Consider the following 17,185-nt stretch of genomic DNA (forward strand, 5'->3'; position numbering starts at 1 on the left):
CACATTAAATAATAGTTTAAACTATAAAATAATTAACTCGAGTTAATTAATTTGACATTTTTATTTACTTGAGTTAAGATATATTAATAGACTAAAAGGGGGAAGAGTATGAGTATAAAGAGATTTTTAGAAAAAAATAAATGGATAATGTTATCCTTTGTAGGAGCAATAGTTACCTATATAATAATGATATTAGTGACTATACCTACTATTAGAAATGGGATGAATGGGATAGAAATTTTTGATTTAAGACCGATGGGTTACTCTGTAAATGAGGGCTATAGTATACTCGATACATTGACAAAGGAAACTATTCAATATTATAAATATGTGCAACTACCTTTAGATTTTATATACCCATTTGCTATAAGTATGTTTTGTTTTTTAACATTATCAAAACTAACATTTAAAATGGGAAAAATAAAGGTAGTTAGATGGCTAGCTTTTCTAGTTATGACTTTTGATTATTTAGAGAATATGAGTATCTATTATTTGTTGAGTAACACTGTAAAACCTTGGATGATAAAAGTAGCTAGTTTTTTTAGTGTATGTAAAGCGTTATCAACTACAGTTGTTATGACTATACTTTGTCTATTAATAATTTTAAAGATAAAAAAAAGTTTAAGAAGGTGTATGTAGATGATTAATATGAAAATTGGAAAGAGGGAACACAAAAGAGTTATACAAAAAATGGAAATCATGAATGGATTTTTAGATGCAATGGAAATATCTGATCTACACCTAATAAAAATAGAAGATATCTGTAAAACAATAGGTATTTCGAAAGTCACTTTTTTTAATTACTTTCAATCAAAAGAACAGGTCATAGAGTACTTCATCAAACTATGGCAATACGACCTATCATTTAAACTAGATATAGAAGGATTAGTAGGGTCAAAGGTTATCTATGGTATTTTTGATCATGTAAGTGGACATCCAGCTGGACAACAAATTATGAATACTCTAATGGAGTTTTTTATTAAAGTAAAGCTTTATGATCCTGTGATCATTAGTGATTATGAACTCTATATTTATAATGAAGAGGCTTATAAAAAAGGATATAGAGAGACATCACTTACCAGACTGATCCAAAAAGGGTTAAGGGAAAAAAAATTAGACGCTAATAAAGAAACAGCATTGATTAATATCATTATTAGTGGTTTCTATGGGACATCATTTATTCAAAATTTAGGGTTAGGTAGTGATTTTAAATCATCGTACCATGAATTTTTAAACCACGTTTTAAATGAAAATTTTAGATAATGCTCTCTTCTAATATTATTCTCTCATCCATCTTTTAATAATTATAATAAATGAAATTAATTCTCTCTTATAGGAAAAAACAAAAACATTTGAATATGTTTATAGAATATAGAGAAAATTAATTAGGGGTGGTTTTATGGTTTCAAAGGTACTCAGTTCCAGTTATATAGGTATAGAATCATATATATTAGAGGTAGAAGCTGATATAATGGCTGGACTACCCAGCTTTAATATAGTAGGGTTAGCAGATGTAGCTATCTCTGAAAGTAAGGAAAGGGTCAGAGCTGCGGTTAAAAATAGCGGGTATGAAATACCTGCAAGGAGGATAGTAATAAATCTTTCACCTGCTGGTATCAGAAAGGAAGGAGCTTCCTTTGATCTTTCTATAGCTATAGGTATATTAGCTAGTTTAGGAGAGGTGGAAAATAAAAAGTTAGAGAAATATATAGTATTAGGAGAACTCTCTTTAAATGGTAATATCAGAAAGATTGACGGAGCTATAAATTCGGTTATCTGTGCTAAAGAAAACGGTGTCTCAGGAATAATTCTGCCTAGGGAGAACTATTTGGAAGCCAGTGTTATAAAGGGGGTGGAGATAATACCGGTGGATAACCTGGTTCAGGTAGTTGAATTTTTAAACGATAAGATAGAAATAGAATCACCAAAAGTGGAGTCTAGGAAGGAAGAGAACGATTATTTAGTGGATTTTAAGGAGGTAAAGGGACAGGTTCAAGCGAAAAGGTGTATAGAGATAGCAGCAGCAGGGGGTCATAATTTTTATATGATAGGAACTCCAGGAGCCGGAAAATCAATGTTAGCAAAACGATTGCCTACTATATTACCTATTATGAATGAGGATGAAATAATCGAATCAACCAAGATATACAGTAGTACAGGACTCCTGACAAAAGATATGCCTATAATAAATAGAAGACCATTTAGAAGTCCCCACCATAGCAGTTCCATGGTTTCCATTGTAGGAGGAGGGAGAGTTCCAAAAGCCGGTGAAATAAGTCTGGCCCATAATGGTGTTTTGTTTTTAGATGAAGTTACAGAATTTCCAAGACTAGTTTTAGAAACATTGAGACAGCCCCTGGAGGATAAAAAAGTATCTATAACCAGGGCAGAATATAGGGTAGAGATGCCGGCAGATATGGTCCTTATAATGGCTTCTAATCCATGTCCATGTGGAAACTTATTTGAAAATAGGTGCACCTGCAGCCCATTTCAGATAAATAGATATCAGCATAAAATTTCAGGACCCCTGTTGGATAGGATAGATCTGTATTTAGAGATAAAAAAATTATCGAGCTCAGAACTGTCCTCCTACAAGGAGGGAGAAAGTTCTATAAGGATAAGGGGAAGGGTTGAAAAAGCAAGAAAAATACAGTGGAAAAGATTTGGAAATTCAAAAATTAATGGAAATATGACTCCTAAGGAGATAAAAACACACTGTAAATTAGATGATAGGAGTAAAAAAGTGTTGATCGATTCCATAGACGTATTTGGGCTCTCTGGTAGGAGTTATGATAAGGTACTCAAGGTGGGGAGGACAATTGCTGATTTAGAGGGAAGTGAAAATATAGAATTATCCCATATTATGGAAGCCCTCAGTTATAGAAAAAAATAAATTATATTTAGGCTTTCTAACTGGAAGCCTTTTTATTTTTTAGGAGATATTAAAATTTTAAATTAAAAAATCTAAAAAAAAGAGAGTTGTTTATCAAAATAACTCTCCTTTTTTATTTATACTGTTGTTTATTTTTTAGTCATTCTTGTTCAGCCATCTATTGAGAATTTCTATATATTTATTGTTTTCTTCTACAAATGGCATATGACGACTGTATTCAAATAACTCCCACTCTGAGTTGGGAATTTTATCATACATTGTTTTGGCAACAAGAGGAGAACAGAGATCGAGTAAACCACTAGTAATTAGACAAGGTTCTTCTATATCTTCAATTTTTTTTGTGAAATCAAAGTTTTTAAGAGTTCCAGAGGGACAAAACTCATTTTGACCCCATGCAGTTATATACGCTTCTGTTCCGGAAACTTTTGGACGTCTCAAACACTCTGGGGAATCAGCTGTTATTTCACCTGCGCAATGACGAACCATGAATTCGGCCTCTGCTTTTTGGTATTCTTTCGAGGAATAATCGTTAGTTTTTTCAGCCTGAGCTATAGCTTCCTGCATGTCTTTTGGAAGGTATGCAACTCTTCTACGCTGTTCTTTTTCCCATATGGAAGCAGATGGTAAAGTGCTGGATAGTATATAACTTTTGATTCCTTTAGGTTTGTACTCACAAGCATATTGGATCGCCTGCATTCCCCCCCAGGATTGGCCTAAGAGATGAATTTCATCTAAAGCTAAGTGTTTACGCAGTTGGATCAATTCATCGATCCACGTTTGGGCATTCCATAGATCGGGACGAGAAGGCGTGGCAGATAGTCCGCAGCCCAATTGATCGTACATGATAACTGCCCGGCCATCTTCTGCTACTTTATCAAGGATCTCAAAATAGTTATGAGTTGATCCAGGTCCGCCATGTAATAAAACCAGTGGCTTTTTATCACCTTTACATTCTCCTACTATACGATAATAAGTTTTGTATTCTAAATACGGCATATAACCTTCGGTAATTTTCATAATGAGTGCCTCCATAGTTAATTATTAAAGAGTTGTTGATAAGATTTTTTTTTGCAATAAACTTTTTTTTATATAGATAAAAAATTAATTTTATTTAATTGATTGTAAAAAAAATCACAATTTTTGAATTATAAATACTTTATAGATGTTATTTTAGAAATGATAAATTCATATCAAATTTAAAATTATAATTTATAAAATTCTAAGTTTTTGATTAATTTAGTATATTTATAATACTATTATCTTCAAATGTCAATTGCTATATTAAATAAATCTTTGAAAAATTAAAAAAAAGTTGTTTCGATTAAAGGAAATGTGTTACTATGTAGTACATTATAAAAAGAAAAGAAACAAACTTCGAACTTTTGATACGAAATTCAACAAATGTGCTGAAATATAGAACTGTTTTAAAACTAAAGCGATAAAAAAGAAAAGAAAATTAATTTTTTTTAATATAAAAATGATACTTTTAAATTATTTATCGATTACTAATTGCTTAATCTTTCACAAAGATAAAAGTTGTTTGAATAATTAATAATATATAGTTATGGTATTTAAAGTCATTGTTATTTATCACAATTTAAAGATAATAACTTGATTTTTTATAAATACAAAAGCAATATCAATTTTTTTTAATCGGGGGGAAAGAAGATGGAAAAAGCAGGAAAAAAACCATTTGGATTTTATGTATGTTCAATGGCTTTCGTATTGGAAAGGTTTTCGTTTTATTCAGCTAAATGGTTAATCGCAGTATTCTTAGTTGCTAAGATAGCAGATGGTGGATTAGGAATTGAGCCAGGGGATGCAGCAAAGATGACAGCCAACTTGGTAGCATTCACTTATTTAGCACCAATAATCGGGGGATATCTTTCAGATAAAGTATTTGGTGCCAGATACCTTGTGCCTATCGGTATGCTACTCATGGGAGCAGGTTACTTAGTGGGATGGCAGGCTAATAGTACCGGGATGGTTAACTTGATGATTATCTTATTATCTTTAGGTACAGGGTTATTTAAGTGCCAAACAAATGCTATAACTGGTAGACTATTCGATGATCCCGGAGAATTAGACGGTGCATTTTCTACTCAATATTCATTTGTTAATGTTGGTGCTTTCCTGGGGACAACTATTATCGGTTTGCTTGTAGGATTTAAAGGGTATTCTTTCTGTTTTTTAGTTATTGCAATAGTGATGTTTGTTAATGCAGCATTCTTCATCTATGGATGGAGATTTTTAGGAGATACAGGTAAAAAGCCATTTAAGATTGCTGAGAATAAAGAGGAGAAAAAAGCTGAAGTAAAGGAAGAAAAAGTTCCTTTAACTACAATTGAAAAGAAAAGAATTGGTGCTATTGTTTTAGTGTCGATCTTCTCAATTATCTTCTGGGTACTATGGTATTTAGCATATATGCCTGTTTATTACTATTGGGGTGGAGACAACGGAGCTGCAAACTGGATGATTGGAAACTTTACAATCCCTACAGCTTGGTTTGATTCATTGAATGCATTTATGTGTATAGCATTAGGACCAGTTTTAGGTAAAGTATGGTCTACATTAGCTAAGAGACCTAAGGGAGACTTAAGCATGTTCAAGAAAACAGCTTTAGGTATGATGCTTATGGGATTATCCTATGTGATATTTGCACTGGCTGACATTTCAAGAGGAAATAACCTTGCTCCTATCGCCTGGATAATTGCAATGGGTGTTGTACTATCAACAGGTGAAATGGTATTTTCTCCACTTGGGAATTCATTTATCGCAAAATTCTCACCACCAAGATTATTAACTGGTATGATGAGTATCTGGGTATTAGCAGTGTTCTTTGCAGGTAAATCATATGGTTACTTATATGCGTATACGCTAAAGTTTGACTTTGCAAAGGCATATCTTGTTATTGCAGCAATTGCTATCTTCGCCGGAATTATCCTTTGGGGACTGGACAAGAAGTTAAACAGTTTAGTTGTAGAAGAAGCAGAAGAAGTAGAAGTAACAGCTTAATCGATCTATTAAAATAAATTATTTTAAACTGAAACCTATAAATACAGATGTCTAAAAAAGCATCTATGTTTATAGGTTTTTTGTTATTTAGAAAATTATATCTGTAAGGGCATCATCAAGATCTCTGCTCGATAAAGGGTATCACCAAAGTATCTAGAAATTTACGATGTAAATTAAGAACTTTGAGATAAAGATTGTTATACAATCTAAGAGCCTTGAGATAAAATTTATGAAATAAATAAAAAATTATAAAAATCTGAATTGTGCCTGTTTGGATACAACGTTACATTGTTTTTTTATTACTTGAAAAATTATAAGATATAAAAAGTAAATTTTGGAGATAAAATTGAGATTTAAAAAATGTAACTTTCAGAGATTACCTTGTAATTACTTGTTATAAATGATAAAATTAATGGTAAAAAAGCAGTGTTAAACTGCATTCACTTAGGAATAATTTAAATTTTAAAACTTAATTTATTACACAATTTTATAAATTTCTAAGCAATAAAAAAAATTTTAGGAGGCAAAAGAAAGATGATTGGAATAGGAATCGTTGGACTACCAAATGTAGGTAAATCAACATTATTTAATGCAATAACAAAGGCAGGAGCGGCAGAAGCAGCAAATTATCCTTTTTGTACCATAGAACCAAATGTAGGGATGGTAACAGTACCTGACAGCAGATTAGAGGAACTATCTAAGATAATAAATCCTCAAAGGGTACAACATGCTACAGTAGAATTTACAGATATCGCAGGATTAGTAAAGGGTGCAGCCGGTGGAGAAGGGTTAGGAAATAAATTCTTAACACATATCAAAAATACCCAGGCAATCTGTCAGGTTGTAAGATGTTTTGAGGATGAAAATGTAGTTCATGTAGACGGGTCTGTAGATCCTATAAGAGATATCGAAGTAATAAATGCTGAACTTATCCTGGCGGATTTAGATGCTGTAGAGAGAGGTATAGAAAAGCAGGGTAAATTGGTCAGAGCTAAAAACAAGGAAGCTATGGCATTGGTTCCTGTATTGGAAAAATGTAAAACTCACTTGGAAGATTCTAAGTTATTAAATACGTTGAAATTAACTTTAGAAGAGTTAGAAACTATAAAGGGATATCAGTTATTAACAGTAAAGCCTATGATGTTTGCTGCTAATGTATCTGACAGTGATCTTGCTACAGGAAATGAATATGTAGAGAAGGTAATTGAATATGTAAAAGATCTAGATGCAGAGGTTGTAATCGTATCAGCTCAGGTTGAATCTGAATTGCAGGAGATGGAAGAGGAAGATAGAGAGATGTTTTTAGAGGAACTAGGAGTAACTGAACCTGGATTAAACAGACTTATCCGTGGTGGATATAAATTATTAGGTCTTCAAACTTATTTTACGGCAGGTGTAAAAGAAGTTAGAGCATGGACTATAAAGGTAGGAGACACTGCTCCTAAAGCAGCTGGAGAGATCCACACTGATTTTGAAAAAGGATTTATTAGAGCTAAAGTAGTAGGATATGATGAATTTGTTAAAAATAATGGTTGGAAGGGTTCTCAGGAAGCAGGATCACTTAGACTTGAAGGAAAAGAGTACATTGTAAAAGATGGAGACCTAATGGAATTCTTATTCAATGTATAAAGAGCAATATAACGTTACATTTACTTAAATATAATCTTAATTTTTATAGTTTGCTAAAGTAATAAGAGGAATGAACTTTTTGGTTCATTCCTTTTTATATACGAAAGATATAAAATTCACAAAGGTTTATGGAATTGATTGTAATTTAATAAGAAATATGTTAATGTTGTTACAAGTATTCAAATATAATTATATTGTAGACGGTCATTTTATTAAGGTGTATAATGTAAAAAAATTAAATTTATTGATGAAAGTAGGAGATAAAAGATGAATATAAAAGAGTTTAAACTTGGAATGATGCCGACAAATGGATTTTTAGTCTGGAAGGATAAAGAAGCTGTTTTATTTGATTGTGGTGGAGCCAACTTATCGGAATTAGAAAAATTTATAGAGGAAAATAGTTTAACTTTAAAAAAAGTAATTTTTACCCATGGTCACTATGATCATATCGCGGGATTATTAAAATTAAAAGAGATCTATCCTAATATAGAGGTATATATAGGAGAGGAAGAGAAGGGATTTTTTACAGATTCTGCTCTGAGTCTTTCAGATTATCTGGCTAAAATAGATTTTAAATATGAAGATAGTTACAAAACAGTAAAGGATGGAGATACGATAGATGAGTTTGTAGTAATAGATACTCCAGGACATACTCAGGGTGGGAAATGTTTTTACCATGAGGAATCAGGGATAGTTGTTGTAGGAGATACTATGTTTAAGGGAAGTTATGGAAGATATGACCTGCCAACCAGTGATGGAAAGAGTTTATTTGCCAGCTTGAAAAAACTATGTGACACTCTGCCTGCTGATACAAAGGTATATAATGGCCATTCAGGAATGACTACTATTGGTGAAGAAAAGGAAAATTTAACGAGGAATGGAATTATTTAGGGGAGGGAAAGATGACTATAGAAAAAGCAACCTTATTGCTTAAAATGATGTCTAATCCAATAAGATTAGGAATTTTGAGAGAGTTAACACTTAGAGATGAAATTTGTGTAGGAAATTTAGAAGAGCTCCTAAATGTCTCCCAGTCCAGTGCTTCCCAGCACTTGGCACACCTCAGAAATTCTGGGATAGTATGTTCTAGGAAAAATGGTAAAAAAGTTTGTTACAAGGTTTCAGAGGGAAGTGTAAAAGACATTTTAAAAGCATTGAATATATAGCAAAGAATATGACTTTCAATAGAAGGTCATTTTTTTTTGAAAAAGTTTAAATTTTTTTTGAATATCATTATCTAGATATTCACTTCGACCAACTAAAGAAAACAATTACTTTGATAATCAAAGTGAATAAGAGAGGAGTTAAGCGTTAGATTTTTTACTATAGATAGGGAACAATTTATATGTAAAGCAAGAGAACATCAATGGAAATGCTGAAGTTAAAAGCTTATTGTCTTTTTAATTTCGGAGGTGGGAAAGATGAAAAAATTATTATTGATTGCTGCCATATTAGCTGTAGGAACAACTGCATTTGCAGTATCTGAAGGATTCTCTATGAACGTTGGAATTATTGACAGTATGTATCCTGGTTTTATTACTCTTGAAGCTAACAATGATTCAGGAGATATAAACTACATGCAAGATATTACTACTAATGATAATCAAGTACATAAAGCTAAAGCTGCTAATATATTCAGAGACAAAGGTAGAGGTTGGGAAGATCATACTCTTACTTTAGTTAAAGTTAAAGTATTAGAACCTATTAAAATTGAATCTGAAATAGACTTATTATACACTGAAGCAGTTAGAGGAGATAAAATGGAAATAGGTGACATTGGTTTTAGAATTAAAGGTGAAGGACCTGCAGAAGTTACATTTAAATTTGTTGGTCAATTATTTGATGACGTTAAACCTGGTAATTCAAAAGCTACTATTAAAGGTCATAATGGATTCTTCCCTGTTAAAACTGTTGGTTTAGGTGGCGGAGCTATGACTGCTACTCAAGGTGTATATTTATATGGTGGTCAAAAAGAAATAGAAGTAGATTTATATCTTGACTTAACAAAAATTAGTGCTGGTTACAAATTAGGTCTTATACTTGCCGAAGCTAGATATCAATAGAACACAATAGTTAGATTAAATAAGCGGGCTTTTAGCCTGCTTATTTATATGTAGGAGAAAAAGAACTAAAGTTATTAAAATCTAAGAACAAATAGAATATTTGATAAAATTTAAAGGAAAATAAAAAAATGTCGAGTATCTTATAAATGAATATTATAGATATTATTTTTGGAGGTGTATAAAATGAAAAAATTAATTTTGATATTTTTTTTGATGATGAGTTTTACTTTTGCATTGGAGATTTCCAGTGTAGATCCACTTAATTTTGGAACAGTAGTCGAAGGTGACAGAAGTGTTTCACTGACCGGTGTAGGAGTCTATATAGATGGAAAATCCGGGGGAGTTGTAGAAATTATAGTTCCTGAAATTTATGATTTTGATGGGAATAAGATGACTATTAGACCCAAGGAGAAAGTGATAAAGTTAGATGGCAGTGGAAGGGGAAAATTCAGATTAGATATAAAATTAGAATTAAACAATATACAAGGATATAAAACTTTAACAGATAATTTATCTATAAAAGTTAGGTATGTTAACTAGAAAGTTATGATTAAAATTTATAATTTATTAATTCTTATCATAAATTTAATTCTTAAAGGAGGGGAATAGAATGGGAAAAAAATTTATAGTTATATTTTTATTATTCCTATCTGTGATCTCCTTTGGAGAGGAATTTAAAGGAAGTTATGAGGAAGGATATATAGAAATAAATGTAAATAAAAAAATTAAATACTCATTTTTTCCCATATATATGGATTATTCTCTAGAGGAACCCTATGTAGGTGTGATGAATTTATTTGCTTTAACCATGGCCAGAGGTATGAAAATAGACAGAGGAAAAAAAATGATTTATGGTCGAATGGGGGAAGCGGATTATAAGTTTTATTATGGGGATACTAAATATATTACTGGGGAAAATGATGTATATATAAGGGGAAATGATCTATCCCAGATATTTAAATTAGCGAGTTATGAGTGGAATACAGAGACTTATCTAATGAAAATTAAAACTAAGTTTAAAACTCCCTATGAGATCTACCTGGAGCAGGAAGAAAGACTCAAAGGATTAGGTGCTGATGGGGAGGAAGATATAGATGAGAGGGATGTATATTCTCAGGAGAGAAAATTATTTACGCCGGGAGTGCTCCGGCCAAGATATAGTAATTTTAATGTTGAAGATGAGGAAGGAACTTTCTCAGCAAGATATGAAACCCATCTGCTTTATGGAGATTTTTCTACTACAGGATTTATTCATCCGGATGCTTATTTTGGGTATACAGCTTTAAGATATAATGAGATTCTAGGTGATAAAAGTATAATTGTAGGAGATGCCAATATGCAGACCTATGAATTTTTAGGATCGAAAAGGTTAACAGGAATAGCTATTCAAGATTGGAATGGTGCCGGGAATATAGAGGTAGGGCAGACTTCTATCAGGGGATTTGCACCATATAATTCAAATGTAGAGTTATATAGAAATGGTTCATTATATGATTTTGCCAGGGTAGGAGAAGATGGGTCCTATGTATTTGAAAATATTAATATTCAGGGTTATAGTGATATATACACCATAAAAATATATAATTTTGATGGTTCTATAGAAGTAAAACAAATTTCTATGATGAGTGCAAATAAGATCCTAAAAAAAGGCAAGGTAGATTATGGTCTTTTAATAGGTACCCATAGGGATATGAATGAAGAAGAAGAGGTAATTGATATAGAAGAAAAACCTATAGAGGGGAATATTCAAGCTTCTTATGGATTAACCAATAATTTAACCATGGGTTTTGATTATATAAATAATCTCACGGAGAAGAGGGTAGGAAGTGACAATTATAATTTTCCAACTGAATTAATAGGATTAGATTTATATTATACAACTGGTGCAGTAAAATATCCCACATATTTTGAATTTTCAGAAATTTACGACATAGAACATGAGAATGACGAAAATAGATACTCTCATATAGGGAAGGTAAGGCAAAGGTTTGGAGGGAATGTATTATCTCTAGAAGGGTATATGTATAATGATTTTACAGCTTTTTTAGAAAGTTATCAAAACAGGTATATCGCTGATTGGAGAGGGGTTATAAATAATTATTTAGGATATAATTTGAGGTATGATAATATCGATAGATTTGGATTTATAGAGGAATATGGTAGTGCGGGAATATATCAAAATAAAAACAGGGTATCCCATGAATTAGGAGTTTCATATCCTTTTTCAGAAGAATATGGAACCAGTAGAGCGTATTATAATTATTCCAACAGTAACATTGAGATCTATGATACCAACTTGAATTTCATCTTTCAAATAGATTCTGATTTTCAAGATTTTGAGGAGGAAACAAAGTTAAAGGTAGCCCTGAAAACGGCAGAGAATAAGAAGTTTAGGGGAGGAATCTTTCTAAAATACAATTCTAAAGATGAATATGAAGCAGGGTTAGAAGCTAGATATAAAGTATATAGCTGGATAGAAATTGTAGCTGACTTAATACATGATGAAGAGGAAACAAACCATAATATAGGAGTAGACATGGAAAAAACTATTATTTTAGAAAAGCCATTTACAAGTAATTCTAATCCATCTCCAGACAGGTCCTGGATGGAAGGAAAGGTATTTATGGATGATAATAATAATGGAAAACATGATGAGGGAGAAGCTCTGTTAGAAGGAGTAGAGGTAAAGGTTGGAAGGAAAAAAGGAATAACCGGAACAGACGGATTATATTTTATAGATGATATTAGTTCCTATGAAGTGGAGGATTTTGAGGTTAATATAGAGACATTAGATCCTATGTTAGAACCGGCCAATGAGAAAAAACATATTAAATTATATCCGGCAACCGGCGGACATATGGATATTCCGATTCAAGTAATTTCAGTTATAATGGGAGATTTAGAATTCCGGGGTGATACAGTGGACGGAGTAAAATATTTTCCTATAATATCCCAGCTCTATGTTCAACTGAAGACTTTAGATGGAAAAGTAGTAATGGAAAAAAGGTTGGAGCCAGAGGGATTTTTTATGCTAGAGAAGGTTCTTCCAGGTGAATATATTTTAGAAATGGATTACAGGGGAGAAGGGCAATTAAATTTCGAGGAAAAATCTAAAAAATTAAAAATTAAATTAGATAAATATGGAAGTTATTATGAGGATTACAACTTTAAAGTCATCTCTTATGAAAAGGATTAGGTGGGATTATGATAAAAAAAATGATTATATATTTATTCTTGTTTTCAGGGTTATATGCTAACTTTGAGGTAGCGCCTCAAATTCAGGAATTGAGCTTGGATAGACAGGCAACTCAAAAAATTTATCTGAAGAATGGTACTAAAAAGTTAAAAAAAATAAAAATCTATTCAAGGAGACCGGAAGATCAAAAAACAAAGGATCTCTACATGGGTGATTGGGTAATTGTATACCCTAAAATCGTTTATCTCAAACCCAACAGTAAAAAAGTAATTAGGATGGCTGCCAGACCACCAAAGGGTCTGGTAGAAGGGGAATATAGAAGTCATCTGGTATTTGAGGAGGTGCCGGTAAAAAAATATGATAATACTGAAAAAGATGAAGAAAAGGTAGGCGTTGATCTAGAAGTAGTACATATATTGGTTTCTACAGTATATGGTTATAGAGGTAAACTAGAATATGGTGGAAATTTCGATACTTTTCAACTTGTTACCGATAAGAAAAAAACATATTTAGTATCTAAAATTACAAATATAGGAACAACAGCCTTGGATGTAGTTTATAAAATAACTTATTATAAGGATATGAAAAAATTAAAAACTGAAGATTTATTGGTGGGAAAGGCAATGAGAGAAAATTACCTTGATTCTGTTGTAGAGTTAAATAAAATTTCAAAGGATGCCAATAAGATGAAGGTAGAATTTTATTATAGGGTTAAAATAAAGAACAGGGAAGGGAAAGAAGGAGAAAAAGAATATGATGAATTTAAGCTAGGAGAAAAACTTATTACTGTAAAAAAAATAAGTGCAGAAAAATATCTGAAGGAGTTGGAAGAAAAAACAAATAAAAAAGAGAAAGAAGGAACGGTAGAGATGAAAAATAAGGCAGAGAAAAAAGGATAGTTAATAAAAAAACTCAAGATTATCCTTGAGTTTTTTTTATTTCCTCCATATCCTTCCAAGTCAGCCACTTGGGACTGCCCTTTTTCTTATCACTATTTCTGATTAAAAAATTAGGATCATAGGTAGGGTTTACTTTGATTCCTCCATCCCAATCGTAAGTTTTCCCACGAATTTCAGAAATCTTTAATGTATCATCTCTCAGTAAAAATCGGCTGACCTCTTGTCCAAGGGTAATGATTACTTTAGGATTTAAAAGGGCAATCTGCATATCTAAAACATCTGCATAGATCTTTTTCTCTTCCTCAGAAAGATCCTTTAACCTTAAATTGCACTTTACAATATTGGTAAGATAAAATTCCTCAGGTGACAGGTCGACCAATTCATATAGGTTTTTAAAGAATGCACCGCTGCTGTTAGGAGCTACCCTTAGGTTTTCATCCTCAAAAAGATTAGGGTCATCTCCTATAAATAAAAGGTTGGAATTTCTATTCCCCCCTCCTAATAATACTTTACTGTCTTTTTCACTTTTCTTAAAAATCTTACAGGTATTTATCTCAAAATTGAGTTCTTCCCATAAATTATTAATTTTCATATTTACCTCCTATCTTTTCTTTTTTTGCCAAATAAAAAATATCGTAGACTAAGTTTAGACTTTTTTTCTAGATTATAAAAATCGAAGTTTATAGTCGTTATACTTCAGCAGTACTGTTTCTACAATGACGATCGTGTCTTACTCACTAAGAGATTATTTTTTTAATTTATATATAGGTGTAACAGTATTTTGTCTTACAATCTCAAGGTCGATATTTATATCATTTTTTATCAATTCAAATTCCACAGTATTATAAGCGAGGTCATAGCAGTTACTGTCATTGCTCACATGAACTAAATAAACTTTTTCTAAGTCTTCATGGTATAGTTCAGTCAAAAATTTTGCAGTATCCTCATTGCAGAGGTGACCATTTCTTCCTTTTACACGTGACTTTAGATCCCAAGGGTAGTCACAATTCATAAGCATGTTATAATCGTAGTTACACTCAATGATAGCAATTTGAGAGCCTTTAAACTGCTCCCGAACAATATTGGTAATATGTCCTATGTCAGTAGCCAAAGTAAGTTTTTTTCCCATATATTCTACTGAAAAGCCAATAGTTCTCTCAGCGTCATGCATAACATCAAATGGAGTTATTGCTACAGTCTCTAAATAAAATTTTCCCTCTATAAAATTTAGATTAGAAGGGTCTATCTTTCCTAATTTATGCTTACAGGCATCGTAGCTTTCCTCGGTTATATAGATAGGCAGATTATATTTCCTGGATATAATCCCGGCTCCTAAAACATGATCTCCATGTTCATGGGTTATGAGGAGAGCCTGAATATCATTGATATCTTCTTCTATAACTTCTAATTTTTCTTTTATTTTTTTCCCGCTAAATCCAGCATCGATTAAAATTTTAACATTGTTTATCTCGATAAAAATAGAGTTTCCAGAACTTCCGCTCCCTAGTATTGATACTTTCATAAATTTCCTTTCAAATTAAATTATTCAATAATTGTTTTAGTCTTTTTAAAATTGACAGTTTTATATTCCTTATATTATATCATAAATTTGAAATAAAAAAAGGCGACTTGTAGTCGCCGAAAATCTATAAAATTATTTCTATAAATTATCTGTAATTTAAGATAGTGTTGGAATTAAATGATCTTTCTAAAGATAAAAATGTTTTATCCAAGTCATTGGTATTTATTTTTATAATCTTATCATTCAACTCGAATAATATTGTGTATGTATTGTTAACCTTAGTAATACCACATACAATAGAGATAGTATCAAACTCAAATACCCATTTATTCTTCCTTGATGAAACTTTCATAAAAACTCCTCCTAGTTATCTTTATTTATATATAACTATTATAACTTCATAATCTTAATTTGTCAATAAAAACTATCTGTATTTTAAGATAAGGTTTAGAGTAAAAAAAAAAGGAGGGCTTCACCCTCCTAAATTAATTTTTTAGTTAAATTCTTTTTTAATAACTTCAAGCCAGTCATAGATCCTGTCAGGAGTCATGTCATCTTGATTTTCTTCGTCTAAAACTAACCCCATAAATTTACCTTCAATGATAGCTTCACATTCTTCAAAATGATATCCATCTGTAGAAGTTAATCCAATAATCTTCCCGCCATTTTTAATGATGATCTTATATAAAATCTCTAAAGCTCCTACAAAGGATTCTCCAAATGTAGTCTGGCTTCCTAAACCTACGAGAGCTAAAGTTTTACCACTAAGATCAATTTTTTTAAAATTTTCTATAACAGCTTCCCAGTGAGCTTCTAATTCACCAAATCCGTAACTAGGTGTAACTAAGATTAGATTTTCAAATTCTTTTATTTTTTCAATCCCGTTGGCTACATCAAATATTTCAACCTCATCTCTCAGATTAAAATCAAATTCATCAACTACACCAGTAGTTCTTCCACCGGTAGTTCCATAAAATAATCCTATTTTTTTCATCTATATCAACTCCTATTTAACTTTTTATTAGATCTTTAATTACTTCTCCGGCTATAACAAGCCCTGCTACTGAAGGGACAAAGGAGACACTTCCTACATTGACAGCTTTTTCCCTAGAACCATCTAGGTTTTTAGGTTTTATAGCAATCTCTGTAGAAAAAACTGTTTTAACTTTTTTTATCCTTCTTTTTTTTAGCTCCTGTCTTATAGTACGAGCCAAAGGACATACACTGGTTTTGCTGATGTCTGCAATCTGTATAGTTGTAGGATCCAATTTATTTCCAAATCCCATGGAGGAGATTATAGGGATATTTCTATCTTTACTAATCTCAATTAAAGCTAATTTAGCAGAAACAGTATCTATGGCATCTACAATATAATCATATTTTATATGATCAAATAAAGTTTTGGCATTTTCAGGTGTAACCCTTAGATTATGGATATTAACTACAGCATTAGGGTTTATATCCAAGATACGATCTTTAAATAACTTTGTTTTTTCTTCTCCGATAGAGCTGTGTGTAGCTATAATTTGTCTGTTTAAATTAGTGATATCCACAGTATCAAAGTCAACTAAAGTTATAGTTCCGATACCTGCACGACTCAGTGATTCTATAGTGAATCCTCCTACGCCACCTAATCCGAAGACAATTACCGAAGAATTTATTAATTTGTGTGTGTTTTCCTCTCCAATAAGGAGGGACTGTCTACTAAATTGTTTCATTTATATTTCTCCTTTTAAAACCTTTTTTACTTTAGATGTAAAAATAAGGTATTTAGATTATAAATAATTATATAATATTTGATTTTTTTAATCAAGAATTTTAAAAAATAGACAATGTGACGTTAAATTCAATTAATAAAAATTAAAATTTTCTAGGTAATAAAAAAACCATACTTTTCAGTATGGTTTTTTATTTTGGTCTCACCATATTACAATAATTTTACTAGGGAAGAAAAATATTGTGTGAGCC

17 protein-coding genes are annotated in these 17,185 nt (G+C 31.5%); 11 read left to right on the forward strand and 6 right to left on the reverse strand.

Annotation, left to right across the window (positions count from 1 at the left end; translation table 11 throughout):
- Positions 1-108: 108 nt before the first annotated feature.
- The 3 genes from K337_RS0103570 (at position 109) to K337_RS0103580 (ending at position 2,893) form a co-directional block, all read left to right on the forward strand.
- The gene (locus K337_RS0103570) at positions 109-639 is read left to right on the forward strand and encodes a hypothetical protein (RefSeq protein ID WP_028855380.1); all 531 of its coding nucleotides are present in this window, start codon (positions 109-111) and stop codon (positions 637-639) included.
- Positions 640-1,263 carry a TetR/AcrR family transcriptional regulator gene (locus K337_RS0103575; RefSeq protein ID WP_028855381.1) on the forward strand — a complete coding sequence of 208 codons (624 nt, stop codon included), beginning with the start codon at positions 640-642 and terminating at the stop codon, positions 1,261-1,263.
- A 136-nt stretch (positions 1,264-1,399) separates the two neighbouring features.
- Positions 1,400-2,893, forward strand: a complete 1,494-nt coding sequence (locus tag K337_RS0103580; protein ID WP_028855382.1) for a YifB family Mg chelatase-like AAA ATPase — start codon at positions 1,400-1,402, stop codon at positions 2,891-2,893.
- A gap of 135 nt (positions 2,894-3,028) precedes the next feature.
- On the opposite strand, the gene pepI is transcribed toward K337_RS0103580, so the two are convergent.
- Positions 3,029-3,910, reverse strand: coding sequence for a proline iminopeptidase (pepI, locus tag K337_RS0103585; RefSeq protein WP_028855383.1), 882 nt, complete (start codon positions 3,908-3,910; stop codon positions 3,029-3,031).
- A 651-nt stretch (positions 3,911-4,561) separates the two neighbouring features.
- Between pepI and K337_RS0103590 the strand changes: the two genes are divergently transcribed.
- The 8 genes from K337_RS0103590 to K337_RS0103630 all read left to right on the forward strand — a co-directional run bounded on the left by K337_RS0103590 (position 4,562) and on the right by K337_RS0103630 (position 13,695).
- On the forward strand, positions 4,562-5,908 hold the full coding sequence (locus tag K337_RS0103590) for a peptide MFS transporter (protein WP_028855384.1): 1,347 nt from the start codon (positions 4,562-4,564) through the stop codon (positions 5,906-5,908).
- Positions 5,909-6,442: 534 nt separating this feature from the next.
- Positions 6,443-7,537 (forward strand): redox-regulated ATPase YchF, encoded by a 1,095-nt coding sequence (gene ychF, locus K337_RS0103595; protein WP_028855385.1) that lies wholly within the window; start codon positions 6,443-6,445, stop codon positions 7,535-7,537.
- A 267-nt stretch (positions 7,538-7,804) separates the two neighbouring features.
- On the forward strand, positions 7,805-8,428 hold the full coding sequence (locus K337_RS0103605) for an MBL fold metallo-hydrolase (RefSeq protein ID WP_028855387.1): 624 nt from the start codon (positions 7,805-7,807) through the stop codon (positions 8,426-8,428).
- Between the two features lie 11 nt (positions 8,429-8,439).
- Complete coding sequence (locus K337_RS0103610) at positions 8,440-8,703, forward strand: ArsR/SmtB family transcription factor (protein WP_028855388.1); 264 nt, start codon at positions 8,440-8,442, stop codon at positions 8,701-8,703.
- A gap of 246 nt (positions 8,704-8,949) precedes the next feature.
- Entirely contained in the window at positions 8,950-9,600 is a 651-nt protein-coding gene (locus tag K337_RS0103615; protein WP_156877304.1) for a hypothetical protein, read from the forward strand.
- 183 nt (positions 9,601-9,783) lie between these two features.
- On the forward strand, positions 9,784-10,140 hold the full coding sequence (locus K337_RS0103620) for a hypothetical protein (RefSeq protein ID WP_028855390.1): 357 nt from the start codon (positions 9,784-9,786) through the stop codon (positions 10,138-10,140).
- A 70-nt stretch (positions 10,141-10,210) separates the two neighbouring features.
- Positions 10,211-12,796, forward strand: coding sequence for a fimbria/pilus outer membrane usher protein (locus tag K337_RS0103625; RefSeq protein ID WP_028855391.1), 2,586 nt, complete (start codon positions 10,211-10,213; stop codon positions 12,794-12,796).
- A gap of 8 nt (positions 12,797-12,804) precedes the next feature.
- Entirely contained in the window at positions 12,805-13,695 is an 891-nt protein-coding gene (locus K337_RS0103630; RefSeq protein WP_028855392.1) for a fimbrial biogenesis chaperone, read from the forward strand.
- A 19-nt stretch (positions 13,696-13,714) separates the two neighbouring features.
- On the opposite strand, the gene K337_RS0103635 is transcribed toward K337_RS0103630, so the two are convergent.
- The 5 genes from K337_RS0103635 to K337_RS0103655 all read right to left on the reverse strand — a co-directional run bounded on the left by K337_RS0103635 (position 13,715) and on the right by K337_RS0103655 (position 16,935).
- Positions 13,715-14,287, reverse strand: a complete 573-nt coding sequence (locus tag K337_RS0103635) for a uracil-DNA glycosylase (protein WP_028855393.1) — start codon at positions 14,285-14,287, stop codon at positions 13,715-13,717.
- A 153-nt stretch (positions 14,288-14,440) separates the two neighbouring features.
- The gene (locus K337_RS0103640; protein ID WP_028855394.1) at positions 14,441-15,217 is read right to left on the reverse strand and encodes an MBL fold metallo-hydrolase; all 777 of its coding nucleotides are present in this window, start codon (positions 15,215-15,217) and stop codon (positions 14,441-14,443) included.
- 145 nt (positions 15,218-15,362) lie between these two features.
- Entirely contained in the window at positions 15,363-15,569 is a 207-nt protein-coding gene (locus K337_RS0103645; RefSeq protein ID WP_028855395.1) for a hypothetical protein, read from the reverse strand.
- A gap of 141 nt (positions 15,570-15,710) precedes the next feature.
- Positions 15,711-16,211, reverse strand: coding sequence for a flavodoxin (locus K337_RS0103650; protein ID WP_028855396.1), 501 nt, complete (start codon positions 16,209-16,211; stop codon positions 15,711-15,713).
- A gap of 16 nt (positions 16,212-16,227) precedes the next feature.
- The gene (locus K337_RS0103655) at positions 16,228-16,935 is read right to left on the reverse strand and encodes a tRNA threonylcarbamoyladenosine dehydratase (RefSeq protein WP_028855397.1); all 708 of its coding nucleotides are present in this window, start codon (positions 16,933-16,935) and stop codon (positions 16,228-16,230) included.
- Positions 16,936-17,185 lie beyond the last annotated feature (250 nt).

The sequence above is a fragment of the Psychrilyobacter atlanticus DSM 19335 genome, assembly GCF_000426625.1.
Lineage (GTDB): Bacteria > Fusobacteriota > Fusobacteriia > Fusobacteriales > Fusobacteriaceae > Psychrilyobacter > Psychrilyobacter atlanticus.